At 62.1% G+C, this 20,562-nt stretch carries 18 protein-coding genes; 9 read left to right on the forward strand and 9 right to left on the reverse strand.

Annotated features, from left to right (window positions below; translation table 11 throughout):
- Positions 1-872: 872 nt before the first annotated feature.
- Positions 873-1,913 carry a dipeptidase gene (locus tag ACEXP3_RS18275; RefSeq protein WP_377298528.1) on the reverse strand — a complete coding sequence of 347 codons (1,041 nt, stop codon included), beginning with the start codon at positions 1,911-1,913 and terminating at the stop codon, positions 873-875.
- A gap of 323 nt (positions 1,914-2,236) precedes the next feature.
- Here ACEXP3_RS18275 and ACEXP3_RS18280 point away from each other — a divergent pair, with 323 nt between their 5' ends.
- From ACEXP3_RS18280 to ACEXP3_RS18305, 6 genes are all read left to right on the forward strand, one after another.
- Entirely contained in the window at positions 2,237-3,067 is an 831-nt protein-coding gene (locus tag ACEXP3_RS18280; protein WP_377298529.1) for an MBL fold metallo-hydrolase, read from the forward strand.
- 156 nt (positions 3,068-3,223) lie between these two features.
- Positions 3,224-4,954: an adenylate/guanylate cyclase domain-containing protein gene (locus ACEXP3_RS18285; protein ID WP_377298530.1), complete on the forward strand. Its 1,731-nt coding sequence runs from the start codon at positions 3,224-3,226 to the stop codon at positions 4,952-4,954.
- 49 nt (positions 4,955-5,003) lie between these two features.
- The gene (locus ACEXP3_RS18290) at positions 5,004-6,161 is read left to right on the forward strand and encodes a DUF3095 domain-containing protein (RefSeq protein ID WP_377298531.1); all 1,158 of its coding nucleotides are present in this window, start codon (positions 5,004-5,006) and stop codon (positions 6,159-6,161) included.
- Positions 6,162-6,432: 271 nt separating this feature from the next.
- Positions 6,433-7,785 carry an adenylate/guanylate cyclase domain-containing protein gene (locus tag ACEXP3_RS18295; RefSeq protein WP_377298532.1) on the forward strand — a complete coding sequence of 451 codons (1,353 nt, stop codon included), beginning with the start codon at positions 6,433-6,435 and terminating at the stop codon, positions 7,783-7,785.
- A gap of 167 nt (positions 7,786-7,952) precedes the next feature.
- Positions 7,953-10,664, forward strand: a complete 2,712-nt coding sequence (locus ACEXP3_RS18300) for an ABC transporter transmembrane domain-containing protein (RefSeq protein ID WP_377298533.1) — start codon at positions 7,953-7,955, stop codon at positions 10,662-10,664.
- A gap of 35 nt (positions 10,665-10,699) precedes the next feature.
- Entirely contained in the window at positions 10,700-11,164 is a 465-nt protein-coding gene (locus ACEXP3_RS18305; protein WP_210103892.1) for a Crp/Fnr family transcriptional regulator, read from the forward strand.
- Positions 11,165-11,203: 39 nt separating this feature from the next.
- On the opposite strand, the gene ACEXP3_RS18310 is transcribed toward ACEXP3_RS18305, so the two are convergent.
- The 8 genes from ACEXP3_RS18310 to ACEXP3_RS18345 all read right to left on the reverse strand — a co-directional run bounded on the left by ACEXP3_RS18310 (position 11,204) and on the right by ACEXP3_RS18345 (position 17,198).
- A complete protein-coding gene (locus ACEXP3_RS18310) occupies positions 11,204-11,914 on the reverse strand; it encodes a phosphatase PAP2 family protein (protein WP_377298534.1) in 711 nt (236 codons plus the stop codon).
- A 97-nt stretch (positions 11,915-12,011) separates the two neighbouring features.
- Positions 12,012-12,827, reverse strand: coding sequence for a DUF1206 domain-containing protein (locus tag ACEXP3_RS18315; protein WP_377298535.1), 816 nt, complete (start codon positions 12,825-12,827; stop codon positions 12,012-12,014).
- Between the two features lie 200 nt (positions 12,828-13,027).
- A complete protein-coding gene (locus ACEXP3_RS18320; RefSeq protein ID WP_377298536.1) occupies positions 13,028-14,038 on the reverse strand; it encodes a DUF3618 domain-containing protein in 1,011 nt (336 codons plus the stop codon).
- Positions 14,038-14,454 (reverse strand): phage holin family protein, encoded by a 417-nt coding sequence (locus ACEXP3_RS18325; RefSeq protein ID WP_210103896.1) that lies wholly within the window; start codon positions 14,452-14,454, stop codon positions 14,038-14,040. Before ACEXP3_RS18325 ends, ACEXP3_RS18320 begins: the two co-directional genes overlap by 1 nt.
- On the reverse strand, positions 14,447-15,139 hold the full coding sequence (locus ACEXP3_RS18330) for a nutrient deprivation-induced protein (protein ID WP_377298537.1): 693 nt from the start codon (positions 15,137-15,139) through the stop codon (positions 14,447-14,449). Before ACEXP3_RS18330 ends, ACEXP3_RS18325 begins: the two co-directional genes overlap by 8 nt.
- 143 nt (positions 15,140-15,282) lie before the next feature.
- A complete protein-coding gene (locus ACEXP3_RS18335) occupies positions 15,283-15,687 on the reverse strand; it encodes a DUF2177 family protein (RefSeq protein WP_210103898.1) in 405 nt (134 codons plus the stop codon).
- A gap of 21 nt (positions 15,688-15,708) precedes the next feature.
- A complete protein-coding gene (locus ACEXP3_RS18340) occupies positions 15,709-16,386 on the reverse strand; it encodes a ChrR family anti-sigma-E factor (RefSeq protein ID WP_377298538.1) in 678 nt (225 codons plus the stop codon).
- Positions 16,383-17,198 (reverse strand): sigma-70 family RNA polymerase sigma factor, encoded by an 816-nt coding sequence (locus ACEXP3_RS18345; protein ID WP_377298539.1) that lies wholly within the window; start codon positions 17,196-17,198, stop codon positions 16,383-16,385. Before ACEXP3_RS18345 ends, ACEXP3_RS18340 begins: the two co-directional genes overlap by 4 nt.
- Between ACEXP3_RS18345 and ACEXP3_RS18350 the strand changes: the two genes are divergently transcribed.
- The 3 genes from ACEXP3_RS18350 to ACEXP3_RS18360 are packed head-to-tail and all read left to right on the forward strand — an operon-like array spanning position 17,175 to position 20,538.
- The gene (locus ACEXP3_RS18350; protein WP_377298540.1) at positions 17,175-18,521 is read left to right on the forward strand and encodes an NAD(P)/FAD-dependent oxidoreductase; all 1,347 of its coding nucleotides are present in this window, start codon (positions 17,175-17,177) and stop codon (positions 18,519-18,521) included. The genes ACEXP3_RS18345 and ACEXP3_RS18350 overlap by 24 nt on opposite strands.
- Positions 18,518-19,318, forward strand: a complete 801-nt coding sequence (locus ACEXP3_RS18355; RefSeq protein ID WP_377298541.1) for a DUF1365 domain-containing protein — start codon at positions 18,518-18,520, stop codon at positions 19,316-19,318. Before ACEXP3_RS18350 ends, ACEXP3_RS18355 begins: the two co-directional genes overlap by 4 nt.
- On the forward strand, positions 19,315-20,538 hold the full coding sequence (locus tag ACEXP3_RS18360; protein WP_210103902.1) for an SAM-dependent methyltransferase: 1,224 nt from the start codon (positions 19,315-19,317) through the stop codon (positions 20,536-20,538). The genes ACEXP3_RS18355 and ACEXP3_RS18360 overlap by 4 nt, the downstream gene beginning before the upstream one ends.
- Positions 20,539-20,562: the final 24 nt, after the last annotated feature.

Consider the following 20,562-nt stretch of genomic DNA (forward strand, 5'->3'; position numbering starts at 1 on the left):
ACATCATCGCACTCTTCTCTGTCACTGAATGCCGAAACTTCTTCAAAGCCGCAGGATATGAGGCTGAATAAATGCGACATGCTTTTAGCTATTTTGATCGCGGCATAAATGATGAGCGGTCAGTCGGCGGCATCAACCTCGCGGAATGGCAACTTGGTGTTGCCGCCATAGACCGGAAAATTTGAGGAGAGATGGACACAGCCATCGCCGTGCTGTGACGGCGTGCCCACCGCCAGGAACACAACGCCTGATCCTGAGACCGACCCGGCCAAATCGGCCGTGAATGTCAGCCGCCCGTCTTGACATTGGCGTAGGCCAGCGCGTCCAGCCCTGGCACGCAGATCGAGATACTGCCTCGTTCAAGGCCGCGATCTTGGCCTTGTCCATGCATGACGTCACGGCCGAAATCGACGAAGCAGACACCCGCACAAGACCCACCTAACCTGGACCGCTCAATCTGACATTCAAGGAAAAATCTCTAAAAAAATTCTCAGACTCCATATTTCCGCATATCTATGTCAGTTTCGGCTACGATAATCTTGGCTGGAACTCGATATATCCTTGCTACAGAATGTAGAATATTTACGGCACCTTCAACAATCATGACCTCACCGCGCTCATTGCGCCAATTCGCGAGAGAAAGCGATAGTTTTTGCCTTTACCAAGCCAAAAAAGGATAGAGATTCAGCGGCAACAGTGAACAACTCCGATCGAAGCACGCCAAAGAGCAGTTGATCCACATCCCCCTCTGTCCGCCATCCCCCTCCTCGTCCAATCGTCAGAATGATGCGTCCGCCAGCGTCTCGCGTCTTGCCTGCGATACGGCGCGTGTTTTTGCGCCGTATCCAGATGTCTCGCACAAGGCTCGCAGATCAGTGCCCGAGCGTGCGCTCCAGAACCGAGAGCCAGTTGCGATGGGCGATGCGCTCGATGGCATCGCGGTCGAAACCGCGGGCTTCAAAGGCGGCAATGAGGCGCGGCAGGCCGCTTGCGTCAACCAATTCCTCCGGCACAGTCGTTCCGTCGAAATCGGAACCGAGGCCGACATGGTCGATGCCGGTGCGATCGGCGATGTAGGCGACATGATCGACGATGCGTTCAACCGGTGTCTGCGGGTTCTTCACCCCGTCGTCGCGCAGAAACAGCACGCCGAAATTGATGCCGACGAGGCCGCCGGTGTCGCGGATGGCGTCAAGCTGGCGATCGGTGAGATTGCGGCTGTGCGGGCAAAGCGCATGGGCGTTGGAATGGGAGGCAACGAGCGGCGCCTGGGAGAGCGCGGCGATATCCCAAAATCCCTTCTCGTTCATGTGCGACAGGTCGACCAGGATGTTGAGCGCATTGCAGGCGCGGATGAGGTCCTTGCCGACCTCCGTGAGGCCCGGCCCGATATCCGGCGAGGAGGGAAAGCGGAAGGGCACGCCATGGGCAAAAATGTTCGGCCGGCTCCAGACGGGCCCAAGGCTGCGAAGGCCCGCCTGGTGGAGCACATAAAGCGCATCGAGATCGTTCCCGACGGCTTCCAGGCCTTCGATATGGAGCACGGCGGCAAAGGCGCCCTTGTCCATCGAGGAACGGATATCGGCGGCCGAACGGCAGACCGATACGGCACCGTTCGAGCGAGCTTCGAGATCAAACAGCAGCCGCGCCATGGCCATCGTGTCATTGAGGGCCTGCGGCTGGGCGGGGGCCACGAAATCACCATTGGCATCCGGGCGCATGGTAGGCGAGGACACATAGACGGCGCAGAGGCCGCCCGCCAGGCCGCCCGCGTGGGCGCGCGGCAGGTCGATATGACCGCCTGCCTCACCCTCCAGGAAGCCGCCGACGGCATCGGCCTGGCCGGGGCGATACATCCGCGACAGCACATCGTTGTGGCCGTCAAATACGGGAACGGGCGAGAAAGGCGTCATGATAATGTCTCGATGTTGGATGCGGGAACTGCCGACAGAGGTAGGCGCGCGAGACGCCCGCGGCAATCTTTAAACTGCATCCCGGATCATCCTTCCTCCGATCAGGTGTCTCAATCTGTCTAAGATTTGCGCGACGGGACGGCATGTCACCTGCCGCGAGCGCCCGTTCAATCCGAAAAGTCGGACAATCTCGCCGGCGCCGCCCAATCTGCCCATTATTTCGGCTGAGGGGCCTTGCATTCGGGGGGAAAAGGCCATTGGCTAGGTGAACGGCAACACGTGCGAGATCCGGTGTCGAAGATCCGGGAAGTATCATAGGCAAAATGAAAGACGATGTGTTCCAGATCAAGATCTGGGGAGCACGGGGCAGTATCCCCGTCTCGGGCAAGGAGTTTGAAAAGTACGGCGGCAACACGCCGTGTATCGAAGTGCGCTGTGGCCCCCACCGGCTGATCTTCGACGCCGGGTCGGGCATCCACAATGCGGGCCTTGCAATGCTTGGCGACGGCACCTCCCAGGTCGACCTGTTCTTCACGCACTGTCATTACGATCACATCATCGGCCTGCCCTTCTTCAAGCCGATCTACCACCCCGCCATCGTGGTCAACCTGTGGTCCGGCCATCTGGCGGGCCGGATGACGACGGCCGAGATGGTCCGGCAATTCGTCAGCCCGCCCTATTTTCCGGTCAATCTCGACATCTGCAAGGCACGGCTGAATTTCTTCGATTTTCACGCCGGCGATGTTTTGACGCCGCGGCCGGGCATTTCAATCCGCACCTTCACGCTGAACCATCCGGGCGGCTGCATCGGCTATCGCGTCGAATGGGCAGGCCGGTCGCTGGCGCTGGTCTTCGACATCGAGCACCAGCCGGGCGTGCTCGACGAGACGGCGCTGAAACTGATGGAAGGGGCGGATCTTGCCGTCTATGACAGCGCCTTTACCGAATCCGAGATGGAGCGCTACCGCGGCTTTGGTCATTCCACCTGGGAACAGGGCGTGAAACTTGCAAAGGCCGCCGGCATCGGAAAGCTCATTCTGTTTCATCACTCGCCCTCGCGCACCGATGATGAAATGGGCCTGATCGAGCGTCTGGCGCAGGAGGAATTCCCCGCTTGTCTTGCCGCCCGCGACGGCATGGTAATCGACCTCTGATCCCTCTTTCCCTCAAGCGTCGGGGCAACGATTTTTTGAAGGAACGGTCACGGCCACTCGGCCAACGCAAGAGGCCTGCCGTCACCACGGTGATTTACAGACCGCGCTAAAACTGCGATCCATTGTTTTTGAAGACTTTACAAAGCATCGGATGCCATGGCTTCGGACGTGAAAGAGAGCCTGTTTTCGCCACGCCGGATCCGCATGGCGCGCCTTGCCTCCGGGCTGGTGATCTTCCTGTTCATGATCATGCACATGAGCAACCACACGGTGGGCCTCATTTCCGTCAATGCCGCAGACGATGCGCGTCGCATCTTCCTCTCGGTCTGGCGCAATCCGGTGGGATCGGCGCTGCTCTACGGCTCCTTCCTCGTTCACATCGCGCTGGTGTTGCAGTCGATTTACCGGCGGCGCAGTTTCATCATGCCGAAATCGGAAGCCGCGCAGATCATTTTCGGGCTGATGATCCCGCTTCTGATCATCGACCACATTGTCGGCACGCGCATCGCGTCGAGCCTGTTTCGCCTGCGCGACAACTACGAAAGCCTGGTCCACATCATGTGGACGACATCGCCCTTTGACGGGTTGCGCCAGTCGGTCGCCATCGTTGTTGTCTGGCTGCATGGCTGCATCGGCATCCATTTCTGGCTGCGCTCCCGCCTCTGGTATCGAAACGCCACGCCATTTCTGCTGACGGTTGCCATTCTTCTGCCGACGCTCGCCTTGCTGGGTTTTGCCCAGATGGGCCGCAATATCGCAAGCCCGGCCTTCATGCTGAGCGGTTTTCCCGGCGGCTATTATGATCCGACAGTCCTGTCCTCCTCGGCACAGGAGACGCTGAACAAGATAAGGATCGCGCTTTATGCCGGCTTCGGGTTGTCGCTGGCCGCAGCGCTTGGCCTTCGCGGCCTGCGCTGGCTGCGCGAGCGCGCGCATCTCGTCACCATAAGATATCCGAACGGCCAGATCATCAGCGTGCCGCGCGGCTTTACCGTTCTGGAAGCCAGCCGCATGGCCGGCAAACCGCATTATTCGGCCTGCGGCGGCAAGGGGCGCTGCTCCACCTGCCGCGTGCAGGTGATCGAGGGCGAGGAGGCACTGCCACCGGCAGAACCGCTGGAGCAGCGCACGCTGATCCGCATCAAGGCCGGCCCCGGCGTTCGGCTTGCCTGCCAGTTGCGCCCGAAGACCGATGTGACGCTTGCCCCGATCCTGATGGCGATGCCGGAAACGGACACCGAGGGAAACAATTACGAAGCCATGCCCGGGCGCGAGCAGGAGATTACCGTTCTCTTCTGCGACATCCGCAATTTTACCGCCCGAACCGAAACCCGGCTGCCCTTCGACATCGTCTTCCTGCTCAACCGCTATTTCGCGGTGGTCGGCCGTGCCGTCGAGGAGGCGGGCGGGCGCATGGACAAGTTCATCGGCGATGGCGCCATGGCTCTCTTCGGCGTCTCCGGCGATGCTGAGCTGTCAGGACGCCAGGCGCTCGAGGCCGCAGCAAAGATCATGATCGGCATCGAGGAGTTGAACCGGACGCTGGCCGAGGAACTGAGCATGCCGCTGAGGCTCGCCATCGGCATCCACACCGGGCCTGCCGTCGTCGGCACGCTTGGCTACGGCACCGTGCGCAATCTGACGGCGATCGGCGATACGGTGAATGTCGCAAGCCGGCTTGAAAGCGTGGCCAAGGAGTTTGACGCAACCCTGGTGATTTCCGAGCCGGTGGCGCGACTTGCCGGGCTTGACCTTGCGCGACACACCGCACGCGAAGTTCCGATCCGCGGCCGGGCCCTTCCCTTGCGCGTCTTCGTGCTGGATGAAAGCGTGGCCGAGGACCTCAAACAAGCCTTGCCCCCGGCAGAAGCGCAGGTGCAGAGTTAATGCCACAGGCCCGGATGCGCCGGGATACGCGCCATGCTACGGTCACTCCATGAACGCCATGACAGACGCTTTCTACCAGTCGCTGCCGATCTTCACCCGGTTCGAAGGGGTGGCGGACGCGCGCAATTACCAGCCGCTGCCTCAGGACTGGGTTCTGGCGGTCGCCGATATCGTCGGCTCCACCAAGGCGATCGCCGAGGGCCGCTACAAGCAGGTCAACATGGCCGGCGCCAGCGTCATCTCCGCCGTTCTCAATGCGCTTGGCCATGAGGATTATCCGTTCAGCTTTGGCGGCGATGGCGCGATGGTCGCACTTCCCGCACACCATGCCGAGGCCGCCCGGGCAGCCCTTGCCGCCGTTCGCGCCTGGGCCGGGCGCGAGCTTGCCCTCGACATGCGGGTGGCACTGGTTCCGATCGACGATATCCGCCAGGCGCGCCTGGATGTGGCTGTGGCCCGCTTTGCCGCAAGCCCGCTCGTCTCCTATGCGATGTTCACCGGCGGCGGTGCAAGCTGGGCCGAGCGACAGATGAAGGCGGGGCGCTACACCATCGAAGCCAAGACTGAGGCGCCGCCTGACCTTAGCGGCCTTTCCTGCCGCTGGAGCCCGATGCAGGCGCATAACGGCGAGATCGTCTCGATTATCGCCCAGCCGACCTCCCCGGCCACCATGGCTCAGTTCGAAGCGCTCGTGTCGGCCATCATCCAGGTGACGGCCGAACAGAGCCGAAACGGCCATCCGGTTCCCGAAGAGGGACCGCAGCTTGCCTTTTCAACGGACGGCATCAAAGCAGAAACCTTGGCCTTTGCGCCCAGGCAGCGGCTTTTACAGTCGTTGCGCATCCGTCTGCTGGTTGCGCTGACCGCTCTCCTCCATCGGCTGAACATTCCGCTTGGGCGTTTCGACACGCGACGCTACACGCGCGACGTCGCCGCCAACTCCGATTTTCGAAAGTTCGATGACGGGCTGAAAATGACGGTGGACGTGGACGAGCCGCACCGCCTGCGCATCGAAAAACTGTTAGCCGAGGCCGAGGAAACGGGCGTGTGCCGCTATGGCATCCACCGACAGGACAGCGCGCTGATGACCTGTTTCGTGCTGAGCCCGATGACGCGCAATCATATGCATTTTGTCGATGGCGGCGGCGGTGGCTATGCGATTGCCGCAAGCAAGCTCTCCGGCAAACGAAGTACCGATCCCGTGTGATGATCAAGGATTGTGGCCTCGCGGCTTACACCCTAAAAACAAAATCGGGCGCGGCCCTTGCAAGACTGTCGCATTGCACCGATCTCTCATAGAGCCGGGCATTGGCACGACGGTGTGTGCCCGCACGACAAGATCATCGCCAGCCAGTGGTCAATGCCCCGTTCCAGCGGGTCTGGAGCCACCCTCAAGCCGACGGTAAAGGGCAGGAACACCTTGCCCTTCGACCACGAACGGGCGCCCATCGGACGCCATCCATACGATAGGGCTCCACATGACGACCGCTTCTGGACAGGTATCCTCCATCCTGATGGATAAGGTGGCAGATTGGCTGACGCAGGCAGCGCTTTCCGGCAGCACGCTGGAAAATATCGTGCGGGGCCTGTGCGACCGCATTGCCGGAGCCGGCCTGCCGATTGCGCGCGTCCATCTGTCCTTTGCCATGCTGCATCCGCTTTATGATGCGCTGGGCTTTACATGGCGGCCGAAGGATGGCCTCACCGTGGAAGGCTATCGCCACGATGTCGGCAATCCCGAAGTGTTTCTGCGCAGTCCCTATTACCAGTTGCTCGCGCGCAATCTCGACCACATGCGCCGGCGCATTCCGGCCGAGGGTCCTGTGGAGTTTCCGGTGTTCGAGGACCTGCAGCGGGAAAAAATTACCGATTACATCGCCTTCATGCAGCCGTTCGGCGAACATACGGTTCAGGGCATGATGGGATCCTGGTCCACCGATGCGCCGAGCGGCTTCAGCGACGACATGATCGCAGCGCTCCTGCGCATCCAGAACTATCTCGCCGTGGCGGCCAAGATGGCCGTGCTCGACAAGCTTGCCAACAACATGCTGACCACCTATCTAGGCGGCGACGCGGGCAAGCGGGTTCTGAACGGCCAGATCCGCCGGGGCGATGGCGAAACGATCCGCGCAGCCCTTGTGGTGGGCGACATGCGCCAGTCCACCATCTTTGCCGAAAAGGAAGGCCGCCAGGCCTATATCGACACGCTGAACGAGTTCTTCGACGCGATCGCCTCCCCGTTCAACCGCGATGGGGGACAGATCCTGAGCTTTCTCGGCGACGGCTTTCTGGCGGTCTATCCGTGCGACCGCCACCGCGATCCGTCGCGGGACGCCTGCCGCGCCGCCATGGTGGCGGTCAACCATGCGCAGGCGCGGCTGTCTGCCCTTAACGCACGGCGGGCGGCAAAGAGCCTGCCGAGCATCGGGTACGGCATTGGCCTGCATGTCGGCAATGTGATGTTCGGCAATGTCGGCCTGCAGGAACGCCTGACGTTTTCGGCCTTCGGGTCGGCCGTCAACGAGGCGGTGCGCCTGCAATCGCTGACCAAGAAATACGGCTCCAACGTCGTCGCAAGCCAGGCTTTCGTCGGCTATAGCGGCGGCGAATGGGACAAGCTGGGCGAGGAAAAGCTGCGCGGCGTGCGCCAGCGGGTGACGCTCCTGCGGCCAAGACCGCGCCCCGACGAGGCCCTGGTGGACGAAACGCTGGCCGACATCGAACGTAAGGCGCTGTCGGAGGCCGAGCGCCTGATCCTGTTGCACCGGGATGCAACGGGCATTGCCGTGAAGCGCCGCACGGCACCTCTCCTCGACAAGCTGTTGCAATAAGGGCAACACCCTCCGGCAATCGCCAGAACGACGCTTTTTTGCAAGGTCATTGCCGCTCCCGTCCATTACATTGGATCATGCGTATTGCGTAATGGTAAGCTCGACGTGACGCCACCCGGCGCCGAACGAGCATGGGTTCGCAAGGGCAGCGGATTTCGCGGGGGATAATGGAAAAAAGTCTGGCGCGTTACATCTGGTCCAATACCTATCCGCAGCAGGTGTGGATCCTGCTGGTGGTTGCGGCTTCGATGGTTCCCTACTTCCTCGCCTTCGACCTGCCCAAGCGCATCGTCAATGGCCCGATCCAGGGTCAGGGGTTTGAAGATCCGGACGCCACGCAGCATTTCATGGCGATTGCCTTTGACCTGCCGTGGCTCGGCCATATCGAACTCTTCGAGGGCTTTCCGCTCGGCCGCGTCGGAACGCTGATGGCGCTGAGTTCCGTCTTCCTCGCCCTCGTCGTCCTCAACGGCCTGTTCAAGTTCTATATCAACACCTACAAGGGCCGGCTTGGGGAGCGCATGCTGCGGCGCATCCGCTTCAGCCTCGTCGATCGGGTGCTGCGCTTTCCGCCGATGCATTTCAAGCGGGTCAAATCGGCCGAAATCGCAACCATGATCAAGGACGAGGTGGAGCCGCTCGGCGGCTTTACCGGCGATGCCTTCGTGCAGCCGGCGCTTCTGGGCGGCCAGGCGCTGACGGCGCTCGGCTTCATCATCCTGCAGAATTTCTGGCTCGGCATGATTGCCGCGGCCATCGTTGCCCTGCAGGCGCTGATCATTCCGCGCATGCGCAAACGGCTTCTGGAACTGGGGCGCCAGCGCCAGATCACCGCGCGCCAGCTGTCCGGCCGCGTCAGCGAGATCGTCGACGGCATTCACACCATCCGCGGCCACGACGCCTCCAATCTCGAGCGCGCCGATATTGCCGACCGCCTCGGCACGATCTTCTTCATCCGCTACGACCTTTACCAGTGGAAGTTCATGGTAAAGTTCATCAACAATTTCCTCGCGCAGGTGACGCCCTTCCTGTTTTACGCGATCGGCGGCTATCTGGCGCTGCAGGGCCGTCTCGACATCGGCCAGTTGATTGCCGTGATCAGCGCCTACAAGGATCTGCCGGGGCCGCTCAAGGAGCTGATCGACTGGGACCAGGCGCGCCAGGACGTGCAGGTGAAATATGCCCAGGTGGTGGAGCAGTTCGACGTGGAAACGCTGGTCGGCCCGCACATCCAGACGCTAGTGACGACGCCCGTCGAAAGATTGTCGGACGCGCTGGTGGTGAGCAATCTCGTGCTGAGCGACGATAGCGGCGCCCCCCTCATCAACCGCCTGTCGCTGGAGATCGCGCCGGATGAGACTGTGGCCATTGTCGGGCGCAGCAACAGCGGCGCCGAGGCGCTGGCCGAAGCCTTCGGTCGCATTCTCTGGCCAACCTCCGGGCACATTTCCATCGGCGGCCGGGACATTCTCGACCTGCCGGAAAGCGTGACCGGGCGGCGCATCTCCTTCGTCTCCTCGGAAACCTACTTCTTTCACGCCACGCTACGCGACAACCTGCTTTACGGGTTGAAGCACGCGCCGCTGAAGACGATCGAATATGGCGGCAAGCACCAGCGTAAGTACAAGCGCAATCTCCTGGAGGCGCAACGTTCCGGCAATCCGGCGCTTGATCTCAACAGCGACTGGATCGACTACCGCTCGGCCGGTGCGAGCGGTCCCGACGATCTCCTGAAGGTCATCCGGCCGGTGCTCGATGCGGTGATGATTTCGCAGGACATTTTTGATCTGGCGCTGCGCTCGCAGGTGGATGTCATGGCCCATCATGCCCTGACCGACCGGATCGTCGAGATCCGCCAGGCCATGCGGCGCAGGCTGCGGGCCGACAATCTGGAAGACATCGTCGCGCCGTTCGAAGCGCATGCCTACAACCTGCAGGCGACGGTCGGCGAAAACCTGCTGTTCGGCACGATGCGGCAGGGCATGACCGGCCAGGCGCTGGCCGCCCACCGCTATTTCCGCAAGGTGATGGGAGAGACTGGCGTCTCGGCAGAGCTTTATCAGATGGGGCTTGCGATTGCCGAGAATGCCGTCGAGCTGTTCCGCGACCTGCCGCCGGACCACCCGTTCTTCCAGCAGCTGACCTTCATGACCGCCGACGATATCCCGGCCTATGAGGCCCTGCTGCAGAAGCTGCAAGGCACGCCCTTCGAGGAAGCCTCCGCCAGCGACCGCACGAGCATCATCCGGCTGAGCTTTTCCTATGTCGAACCGCGCCATCGTTTCGGTCTGCTGACGGAGGCGCTGATGACGCGCATCGTCGAGGCGCGCGAGGCCTTCTATGCCAATATTCCGGCCGATCTTGCCGAGCGCATCGAGCGTCACGACGCCGAGCAGTTTACCGCCTCGGTCTCGCTGATGGACAATGTCCTGTTCGGGCGGCTGTCGTTTCAGGAAGTGGACACGACGGAGCGCCTCCGCCAGACGATCCGCGACCTGTTCGAGGAACTCGGCCTTGCCGATCATGTCCTGTCGATCGGTCTCGATTTCGATGTCGGATCGCAAGGGCGGCGGCTGAACACGGTGCAGCGGCAGAAGCTGAACCTGGCGCGCGCCCTGCTCAAGCGCTCGGATTATTTCATCTTCAACCGGCCACTGTCGGCGCTCGATCAGCGGGCGCAGGACCGGATCGTCACCAATATCGTCAAGGACCTGCACGAGGAAGGACATCGCCCCGCCATCGTCTGGGTGCTGCCAAATGCGCAAATGGGTGAACTTTTTGGCCGGATTCTTGTTTTTGATAATGGAAATCTGGTCGAAAGCGGTTCTTTTGACGAACTTTCGGGCAAAAATGGGATGTTCAATCAACTGCTCTCATAATATCGTGTGAGTGTGGGACAGAAGGTGAAACACCGATGCTACTCAAGGACGAGGTTGACATGTTGCGGCGCGTGCCGCTGTTCTGCCAGATCGCGCCGGCAAAGCTGAAGCTGCTGGCGTTTGCCTCCGAGCGCATGACCTGTCGCGAAGGGCAGAACCTGTTTCGCCAGGGCGACATCGGCGATGCGGCCTATGTGATCCTGTCGGGCACCGCCGACGTGCTGGTCCAGTCGGAGGCGGGCGAGATCCGGGTGGCGGAAGTCGAAAAGAATTCGATCGTCGGCGAAATCGCCATTCTGTGCGATACGGCGCGAACGGCAACGGTGCGCGCCTCCTCGCGTCTGGAAGTGTTGAAGATCAGCAAGGAAAACTTTCTGGAGCTGATGAGCGATTTTCCAGACATGGCCGTGGAAATCATGCGCGTTCTGGCAAACCGCCTGAACCACACCACCAACGAACTGACCGAAGCCCGCAGCCACCAGCAGCGCGTGCCGAGCTGATATTTCAGGCGGCGCGCTTTTGGCGCCCGCCGCCGCCCGTCATGCGCGCGAGGCTCCGGCCGGCACGTAACGCCGCGCCACAAGCCAGCAGCCGACCGCCCAGCTTGCGCCGGCGCACCAGCCGCCGAGCACATCCGTCGGATAATGCACCCCGAGATAAATGCGGCTCAGCCCGATGATCAGCGTGAGGAACAGCGCCGTTCCGATCATGAACAGGCGCGTGGTGCGCGTCGGCTGCGTGCGCGAGAGAAGCGCGCCAAGCGTGAGATAGGTCACCGCCGACAGCATGGCGTGGCCGCTTGGAAAGCTCAAGTCCTGCACGTTGACGAGATGCGGCACGATTTCCGGCCGCGGCCGCGCGATGATCATCTTGAGCGCCGTGCTGGTGGCCCAGCCGCCCGCCACCGAAAACAGCATGAAGGCGGCAATTCTTCTGCGGCGGGCAAGCACGAGATAGAGCGTTGCGATAGCCGTCATGATGGAAAGCACCGTGATGCCGCCGAGGCTGGTGATATCGTCCATGGCATGCGACAGCCAGTATGGGCCGATGGGGGTGGCGAGGTCTCCCGTCTGGCGAAGAGCGAGCAGGATCGCCTCGTCCAGCGCATGCGTATCCCCCTCCAGAACTTCGCCTGTCAGCTGCGCAAACAGAAACAGGCCGCCGGCAAAAACCGCAAAGAACAGCAGCGTTGCCAGTTCCATGGCCTTTACACGGTCGATGAGGCGGCTTGCGATCCGGCGCGGCAGCATGGGGACCCTTTCAGGAACGGGATAAATCGTCAGGAGGGGACGGACGCGTCATCATGGCATGGGTAGCCGGTGACGCGGACCATATCTCCAAAAAACCTCAGACCGGCATCGCGCGGCGCGCTTCGGCAAGGCTTGGCGGCGTAACCTTGCGGTAACGCGCTTCGATGAAGCCATAGATGCCAAAGCAGAGCAAGCCAAGCCCCATGGCCAGATAGAGCGGGGCGCCGAAGGGCAATTGCCGGATGAAGGAGAGCGCATCGGCCATGCTGCCGGCTTCCTGCGGATCAACCGCATAGGCGGCGTAGAGGAAGAAGCAGCCGATGATGAGGAAGACGATTCCCTTGGCGACGAGGCCCGCCACGCAGAACAGATCGATCCAGCCGTGGCGCTTCGCATCGAAGGACAGATAGCGGTGATACCGCCGGCCAATGCCCTTGATGATGAGGGCGCTTCCAGCCCCGAGGATGGCAAGGCCGACGCAGCCGACCAGATAAGGGCCGAACGGCTGCTGCATGAGCCAGGCCGTCCAGGTTTGCGATCCACCGCCACCGGATCCCTCCCCCATCTGCAGGGCATGACTGGCCGCATAAAAGGCAAGACCAGTATAGGTCGCGGCACTCACCAGCATGCCGGCGCGCACCACATAGCCTTTCAGGTTGTCAGGATGGTTATCGGCATTGGCGAGTGCCTGCGAAACGCGCCAGGCGACGAAACCGATCAGCGCCACCGCGATGACGCCGAGCCAGATGCGTCCGAGCGGCTGGCCGAGCACCCATTGCAGCGCCGATTCCGAATCCGGACTGCCGCCGCCGACACTGCCTATGAGGACGAGGCCAGCGACCAGCACGTAAACAAGGCCCCGCGCCACATAGCCGGCCCGCGCAAGCCATTCGAGTTTACGTGTCGTGTCCATGGAAAAATCCCCGCAGTGATCTGTCAGACGAAAATGTGCCGCTCGGCGACGGGAGAAACCGCAAGACAGGCAAAAGGTTCAATCGCGATGTGACGGTGGGCGTGAAAATGCAAAAGCGCCCCTAAAACACCTAGGTCACAACGAAAAAAGCCCGCCAGCGCGCGGTGGCGCCGGCGGGTTCTCGTGTTGAAGTGTATCGATCACTGCGCGCGCGTGGCCGAATGGTCTCCCTCGCGATAGGCGCGGGTCTCTTCGACAATGCGCTCGCGGGCGGCATCATGAAGGTCTGCGGCCACTGCCGCTGCCTTGTGCGACACATCGGCTGCGACATGCTCTGCCCGGCCCATCGCTTCGGATGCGCGGCTTGCGACCTGTTCCTTAAGCTGGTCCGACATGTCGCCGACGAGCTCGTCCTCGCGCTCGGTGCGCGGCAGTGCTGCCCCGATGGCCGCGCCGACGGCAAAGGCCAGCGCCCCGCCCACCAGCGGCTGATCCTTGAACGTGCGCAGGATCGTTTCGTTGATCTGGGCGGACTGGTCCTTGAGGGAGGCACCCAGGTCCAGCGACGTGCGGCCGGCGGAACGACCGGCTTCCGAAACGGTGCGGGCCATCCGGCTTGCACTATGGCTCAGGCTGTCCCAGGTATCGGAGAGCCAGCCGGAAGCGTCATCGAAGATCTTGCCCGTCTCGTCGCGGACATCCTGCACCCGGCGCCCGGTGCTATCGGCAAAGCCGCGATAGGTCTTGCCGCTCTGGTCGATGAAGTGACCCGCACGGCGTCCCGATGCATCGGTGAGCGCCTTGAAGCGGCTGCCGCTGTCATCGGAAAAATGGCTGTAGCGGCCGGACGCATCATCTTCCACCGGGCCGACACGGCGCAGCGGACCGGAGACGGTCGCCAGCGGATAGTCCGGCTCCTTGTCGGCGACGCGGGACGTGTCGGAAGGCGTCCTGTTCTGGCTCGCCATCAGCCAGGCGAGGCTGACACCCATCAGCGCCATCGGCACCGGATTGGTTTTGACGGAGCCGGCCAGGTTGGAGAAGAACTCGCCGCCGCCGCTCGATTTGGCATAGGCAAGCGCCTCGTCCACCAATTGCCCGGGCGACATGCGGCTCTGGATTTCATCCAGTTTGGCGCTGATGCGCTCGCGATCCTGTTCGATTTCGCGCTCGATATCCTCCGGGCGCGTCGTATCGGTAGCATAAGCCATCACGTTCTCTCCTTGAGGACCTGCGCATCACGGCGAAGCGAGTTGGTGGTGCGATCGAGATTGAGATTGTTGCTGCGAAGAGCCGAAAGTCCCTTGGAAATCATGGCCCAGGCAATGAGGGCGACGATGACGCCAACGACCACCGACGAGATCGCATCGGCGTTGTGTTCGGCAAAGCCGCGCGCGACGAGAAAGGCGGTGAGGCCATTCACAACGGCCGCCAGGAGGACGCCAACGGCGGCGATGGCAAAGACCAGGCCTGCGGCAAGCGCTTCAACGCCGGTCAGGGCATGGGACATCTTTTCCGAGGCTTCCGCCTTGGCCAGATTGATTTCCTTGCGGAACAGGCCGGATATATCGCCGACGAGGCCGGTCACCAGTTCGGCAAGCGGGCGGTTTTCAGGTGTATTAGACATTGGACCCTCCCACTGGCGAGGACGTGCTGGTCATGGACGGCGATGTCGCCTTGGATGGGGCGGACGCAGCGACAGGCGCCGCGCGTCCGGTTTGGCCGGAGCCTGCGCGCGATGTCATTGCGGTCTGGCGGTGGGCCGATGCGCCGATAAAGCGGCTGGCGGCAAGACCGGCGATGGCGGCAATCCCTAAGAAGGCAAGCGGCTGGCGGCGGCCGAAGTCTTCGGCCATGCCGGCAATCTCGCCAAGGTCACGTCCCTTGATGTCTTCGGCAAACCGCTGCACGCTTTCGCCCATCTGGCGCGTCATGCGGCCAATCTCGGGCTCATCGCCTTCAAGTTCCGATCCGACCCTTTCGATGGCGCTGGCGACGCCGGCAACACGGTCTGCCGCATAGGTCTTCTGCTGATCGGCCGCCTGGCTGGCGGCCGCAGAAACCTTCGACATGCCATCCTCTGCCGCGTGGCGCACCAAGGCCACGTCATCGCGTGCCATCTGGCGCAGATCGCTTGTGGAAGCCTGTCGGGCATTCTTCTCGCCATCGGATTGCGCAGTTGAACTGCTGTCGCCCTCATAGAGGCTTGCGCCCGGCTCGGCTGCGGATACGTCCGCCGGCTGGACCGGCTGGTCTCGAAGAGGCGAATAGGTGGAACCGGTCCTGCCGCTTCCAATCTCGTTGTCTGCCATGGAACTCTCCCTTCATTGACGGGTGATCGGCTTTGCGAAGAGTTCGCTGCGATCAGGGTCCCAACAGAAGGTAGTCGTTATTGTTCCAGGCTGCCTGGCAAAGCTGGCAAACGTTCAGGCAGGAGGAGGGAGCGGGCTTGCGGTCAGCCGAGAAGCTTGCGGGTGACGAGAAGGCCGATGGCGGCAGACGTGCCCGTCAAGGCGGTACCCCAGGCCAGATCGACCAGCGTGACCGTGATCGGCCAGTTCTTGAGCGTGGCAAGGTTTGTCATGTCATAGGTGCCATAGGCGATGAGGCCGAGAATGGCGCCGGACAGCAACGCCTGCGTCCAGCTGCCACCCTGAAGGTTCGGCTGGACGGCGAAATAGACAATGCCTGCGACATAGACGAGATAGAAGGCCCCGGCTGCGGCAAAATCCGGCCGGTCGCGCATCATCTCGCCGAGCTGGCTGCGGTAAAAACCGGTCGCAACCTTGCCCAGCCAGAGAAAATCGAGGCCGAAGAAGACAAAGGCCGTCGACAGGTAAGCCACCGCATAGACGACCATGGGACTTCTCCGTTTTTGTCCTCAGATCTTGAGGATGGGCTGGATCATGCGCACGATCCAGCTGCTGAACTTGAGCGGCGCTTCGGTGACGGCAAGACAGATGCAATCCTCGCCTTCCGTTGCCGTCGGCGTGTGCAGGAGGCTGCCATCGGCCTCTTCCAGGTCACCGCGGGCAAACAGATCCTCGCCATCGCGGAAACTGCCGGCGAGAACCAGAGTCAGTTCGCGCCCTTCGTGGGTATGTTCCGGCACCGGCTTTCCGGCGGGAATCTTCAGGAGACGCACCTGCGTTGCCGGATCGGATGTCGGGATGCGGATCTGATAGGCGCCACGTCCGAGCGCCTGCCATTTCAGCGTCTCGACATCGCCGCCGAGATAGGAGCGCAGCGGCTCCGGAATGACGCCGGCAGACGTCCGGGCATGCGTGGAAGGCCTGGGCGTCGCCGCCGCCGGTTCCCGCGCAGTATCTGGGCCGGAAATGCGCGCCATCATGGCCTCCCAGTCCGAGGTCGTGACAGGGCGCTCGCTCACGACCTTGTCGAAAAGCGCACCGGCGGCGCCCTCCATGGCCGCAAGTGTGCGCCGACAGGAGGGGCAGAGCGCCAGATGGGTTGCAACGGCAAGGCTCCAGCCCTCCGACAGATTGCCGGATGCGTAATCGAGGAGCAGCGCATCGCTGATATGATGGTTGACACTCATCGCCGGCCCTCCAGCGTGGTGCGCAGTTTTTCAAACGCAAGTCGAATGCGCGATTTCACGGTACCCAATGGAATTCCCATGTCTTCTGCTATGGTGGAATGCGACGCTTCATCGAAGAAGGCGCGCTTGAGGACATCGAGCTGTTCCGGCGGCAGGCTTTCCATCGCCTTGCGCAACAGTTCGGCGTCCTGGCGTCCTTCCAGTTCGACATCGGCGAGAGGACCGTTGTCGGCGACGAACACCGGATCGTTTTCATCAAAGGCCGGCCGCTTGCGCCGGAAGGCATCGATGCGCTGGTTGCGCGCAATCGTAAAGATCCAGGCCGAAACATTGCCGCGGTCCGGATCGAACTGGGTGGCCTTATTCCAGACGGCGGCCATGGTTTCCTGCATCAGCTCTTCCGCAAGCTGTGCATCCCTTGTCTTCATCGCCATGAAGGAGCGCACGCGCGGCCCGTAATAACGGAAGATCGTCTCGAACGCTGCGACGCTGCGCTCGGTTCCGACCCGCCCCAGCAGGTCGCAAAGCTGTGCCGGCGAAAGATCCGGTTCGGGTAGGTTCCTGTCAGTCCGCTTCATCTTAAGGCCATGCTGAACGCGCGAAAGCGGGAAGACCCCCGCCTTTTTTTCGTTGTGACACGTCCTTGAGGATATTGAAATACTGGCGCTCATGGCAGCTGTTACGCCCGCCCCTGCAGGCCGGATCACCGGCAAAAAGAAATTTTGCGGGAAACCATTTGCGCCGAGCCTTCGTAGAAGGAAAACATAAACGAACAAAGCAGACGGGGTATGGTTGCAGTGAAAAGAGAACATCGTCGCATTGCCGTGATCGGCTCCGGCATCAGCGGTCTTTCAGCCGCCTGGCTGGCATCCAGGACCAATGACGTGGTGCTCTATGAGGCGGCAGACCGGCTCGGCGGTCATTCCAACACCGTCATGGTTCACACGGCCGACGCCGACATTCCCGTCGATACCGGCTTCATTGTCTTCAATGACAAGAACTATCCCAATCTCGTTGCGCTGTTTGACCATCTGGGCGTTGCCACCCAAGCCTCCGACATGTCCTTTGCCGCCTCCATCGAGGATGGCGCCTTTGAATATTCCGGCACTGGCCTGAGGGGTCTTCTCGGCCAGCGCCGCAATGCCGCCCGCCCCCGCTTCTGGCGCATGGTGTCGGACGTGCTGCGCTTCTACCGCGAGGCGGAAGGCCTGATGGGGCGCGCCGACCTGCAGGCACTGACGCTGGGCGACTATCTCGACCGCGAGGGCTATTCGAAAGCCTTCATCGACGATCACCTGCTGCCGATGGGCGCTGCCATCTGGTCGATGACGACGACGGACATGCGCGCCTATCCCTTGCAGGCCTTCATCCGCTTCTTCGTCCATCACGGCCTCATTCTTCTGTCGGGCCGGCCGCGCTGGCGCACCGTGACCGGCGGCAGCCGCGCCTATGTGAAACGCATCGCCGAAGATTTCAAAGGCGAGATCCGCCTCAATTGCGGCGTGGCGCGGATCGATCGGCTGGCATCCGGCGGCGTGACGGTGGCCGATGCGAAAGGCGGAACCGATCGCTTCGACGACGTGATCATCGCAACCCACGCCAATGACGCGCTCCAAATGCTGGGCGATGCCGACGCAATGGAGACGCGCATCCTCGGCGGCTTCCGCTATACCGACAATGTCGCCGTGCTGCATTCGGATGCACGCCTGATGCCGAAGCGGAAAGCCGTGTGGTCGAGCTGGAACTATATTGGCGGCAAACGCGAAAATGACAGCGCGCCGCTGTGCGTCACCTACTGGATGAACCGCCTGCAGAGCCTTCCGGAACATCATCCGCTGTTCGTGACGCTGAATGCCTGCCGGGAGATCCGGCAGGAGGCGGTGATCGGCACCTATCATTACACGCACCCGCTGTTTGATCTCTCCTCCATGGCCGCCCAACGCGAGGTCTGGGCGCTGCAGGGGCGGCGCAACACCTTCTTCTGCGGCGCCCATTTCGGCAGCGGCTTTCACGAAGACGGGTTGCAGGCGGGCCTTGCGGCAGCGGAAGCCGCAACCGGCCTCAAGCGCCCCTGGCAGGTGCCGGACGAATCCGGCCGCATCCATGCCGAGCCTCTTTTGGCGGCCGCCGAATGACGGGCGGTTCGGCCCTCTATCTCGGCACGGTGGTGCATGCGCGCCATCGCCCGAAAAAGCATGCGCTGACCTACCGTGTGTTTTCTTTGCTGGTCGATCTCGATGAACTGGAGAGCCTTGATCGGCGCCTGAAACTGTTCGGCTACAACCGCGCCGCCGTCTACAGTTTCCACGACCGCGACCATGGCAAGGGCGAGACGGGCGGCCTTCGCCGCTGGGTGGAAAATCATCTTTCGGATGCCGGCATCGCCCACGAGAATATCCGCATCCGGGTTCTCTGCTATCCGCGCCTGTTCGGCTATGTCTTCAACCCGCTGACCCTCTATTTCTGCAGCGATGCCCAAGGAAATCTGCTGGCCTTGCTCTATGAGGTCTGCAATACATTTCATGAACGGCATACATATATCATACCCGCGAAGGCAGACGGCCCGGGGCCGGTGCGCCACAGCTGCGCAAAGGCCATGTATGTCTCGCCTTTCGTTCCCATGGACTGCCAGTACGACTTCGACATCACCCCGCCGGGCGAGCGCGTGAAAATCGCGATCAACGAGCGGGATGCCGAAGGCGATCTTCTGTTTGCAAGCTTTGCCGGGCGCCGGCAGGCGCTGAGCGACAGAAGCCTTGCCCGTGCGCTGTTTTCATACCCGCTGATGACCATGAAGGTGATGGCGGGCATCCACATCGAGGCCTTGCGCCTGTGGCTGAAGGGGGTGCCGCTGTATCGCCACCGCCCGGCGGCAAACCGCATCGCAAGTTCCGTGGAAGTGGGTGAGTTACGTGGAGGACCTGACCGATGACGCATGCCGGAGAACGGGACAACAATCTTCTGGCCGATCCCGCGCCGCTGTGGGAACGCCTTCTCTGCCGCATGCTGAAGGGCACGCGCCACGGACGCCTGACGGTGATCTTTCCTGGCGAGCGTGAATATCATTTCGGCGAGGATCCGTCCGGCCCTTGTGCGACCATCCGCATTCACCGGTCGCGCATCCTGCGGCGGGTAACGGCCGGTGGCGGGCTGGGCTTTGCACGCTCCTACATGGATGGCGACTGGGAGACGCCGGACCTTGGGCAGGTGCTGGATCTCGCCATGGCTAACGAACACGGTTGGGCAAAGCTTGCCCGTCCGATGGCGCTGATCGCCCGGGTGGCACATCTTCGCCATCGCCTGCGGCGCAATTCCCGCGCTGGCAGCCGGCGCAACATCGCCTTCCACTACGATCTCGGCAACACCTTCTACAAGACCTGGCTCGACCGCTCGATGACCTATTCCTCGGCCATCTACGCGCGCCCGGATATGACCCTCGAAGCGGCCCAGCGGGAAAAATACGCCCGCATCATTCGCGAACTGGGCATTACCCACACCGACCATGTGCTTGAAATCGGCTGCGGCTGGGGCGGCTTCATGGAACAGGCGATCCGCGAGACGGGATGCCGCGTGACCGGGCTGACGCTGTCGCGCGAGCAGGCGGCCTATGCGACCGACCGGCTCGCACAGGCGGGGCTTGCCCAGAACGGCGAGATCCGCCTTCAGGACTACCGCGACTGCACGGGCCGGTTTTCCAAGATCGTCTCCATCGAAATGTTCGAGGCTGTCGGTGAGGAGCATTGGCCGATCTATTTCGACCAGGTGCGCGATCTCCTCGTGCCCGGCGGGCAGGCGATGATCCAGGTGATCACCATCGACGAAAGCCGCTTCGAACATTATCGTCGCCACGCGGATTTCATCCAGACCTATATCTTTCCGGGCGGCATGCTGCCGACCCTGTCGGGCTTCGGCGCCATTGCGGAAAAGGCAAGGCTGAAGGTGGAGGATTGCTTCCGCTTCGGGCGCGATTACGAGCGCACGCTGCTATCGTGGGATCGCACCTTCAGCGCGCACTGGCCAAAGATTGCGCCGCTCGGCTTTGACGAGCGCTTCTTCCGCACCTGGCATTATTATCTGCACTATTGCGCCACGGGGTTTCGCAAGGGCCGCATCGACGTGGCGCAGTTCCGGCTGCTGAACCCGGCCGGCTGACGGCTTTTCACCTGGGAAAGATTT

The sequence above is a fragment of the Neorhizobium fuzhouense genome (assembly GCF_042611105.1).
In the GTDB taxonomy this organism is placed as follows: domain Bacteria; phylum Pseudomonadota; class Alphaproteobacteria; order Rhizobiales; family Rhizobiaceae; genus Neorhizobium; species Neorhizobium galegae_A.

What these genes read in the sequence shown, in the direction of transcription:
- ACEXP3_RS18295 (WP_377298532.1), top strand. Translation starts at nt 6,433, where the DNA reads ATGACGACCGCTTCTGGACAGGTATCCTCCATCCTGATGGATAAGGTG.
- ACEXP3_RS18300 (WP_377298533.1), top strand. Translation starts at nt 7,953, where the DNA reads ATGGAAAAAAGTCTGGCGCGTTACATCTGGTCCAATACCTATCCGCAG.
- ACEXP3_RS18340 (WP_377298538.1), bottom strand. Translation starts at nt 16,386, where the DNA reads ATGAGTGTCAACCATCATATCAGCGATGCGCTGCTCCTCGATTACGCA.
- ACEXP3_RS18350 (WP_377298540.1), top strand. Translation starts at nt 17,175, where the DNA reads ATGGTTGCAGTGAAAAGAGAACATCGTCGCATTGCCGTGATCGGCTCC.
- ACEXP3_RS18320 (WP_377298536.1), bottom strand. Translation starts at nt 14,038, where the DNA reads ATGGCTTATGCTACCGATACGACGCGCCCGGAGGATATCGAGCGCGAA.
- ACEXP3_RS18330 (WP_377298537.1), bottom strand. Translation starts at nt 15,139, where the DNA reads ATGGCAGACAACGAGATTGGAAGCGGCAGGACCGGTTCCACCTATTCG.
- ACEXP3_RS18290 (WP_377298531.1), top strand. Translation starts at nt 5,004, where the DNA reads ATGAACGCCATGACAGACGCTTTCTACCAGTCGCTGCCGATCTTCACC.
- ACEXP3_RS18280 (WP_377298529.1), top strand. Translation starts at nt 2,237, where the DNA reads ATGAAAGACGATGTGTTCCAGATCAAGATCTGGGGAGCACGGGGCAGT.
- ACEXP3_RS18360 (WP_210103902.1), top strand. Translation starts at nt 19,315, where the DNA reads ATGACGCATGCCGGAGAACGGGACAACAATCTTCTGGCCGATCCCGCG.
- ACEXP3_RS18355 (WP_377298541.1), top strand. Translation starts at nt 18,518, where the DNA reads ATGACGGGCGGTTCGGCCCTCTATCTCGGCACGGTGGTGCATGCGCGC.
- ACEXP3_RS18345 (WP_377298539.1), bottom strand. Translation starts at nt 17,198, where the DNA reads ATGTTCTCTTTTCACTGCAACCATACCCCGTCTGCTTTGTTCGTTTAT.
- ACEXP3_RS18325 (WP_210103896.1), bottom strand. Translation starts at nt 14,454, where the DNA reads ATGTCTAATACACCTGAAAACCGCCCGCTTGCCGAACTGGTGACCGGC.
- ACEXP3_RS18275 (WP_377298528.1), bottom strand. Translation starts at nt 1,913, where the DNA reads ATGACGCCTTTCTCGCCCGTTCCCGTATTTGACGGCCACAACGATGTG.
- ACEXP3_RS18335 (WP_210103898.1), bottom strand. Translation starts at nt 15,687, where the DNA reads ATGGTCGTCTATGCGGTGGCTTACCTGTCGACGGCCTTTGTCTTCTTC.
- ACEXP3_RS18305 (WP_210103892.1), top strand. Translation starts at nt 10,700, where the DNA reads ATGCTACTCAAGGACGAGGTTGACATGTTGCGGCGCGTGCCGCTGTTC.
- ACEXP3_RS18285 (WP_377298530.1), top strand. Translation starts at nt 3,224, where the DNA reads ATGGCTTCGGACGTGAAAGAGAGCCTGTTTTCGCCACGCCGGATCCGC.
- ACEXP3_RS18315 (WP_377298535.1), bottom strand. Translation starts at nt 12,827, where the DNA reads ATGGACACGACACGTAAACTCGAATGGCTTGCGCGGGCCGGCTATGTG.
- ACEXP3_RS18310 (WP_377298534.1), bottom strand. Translation starts at nt 11,914, where the DNA reads ATGCTGCCGCGCCGGATCGCAAGCCGCCTCATCGACCGTGTAAAGGCC.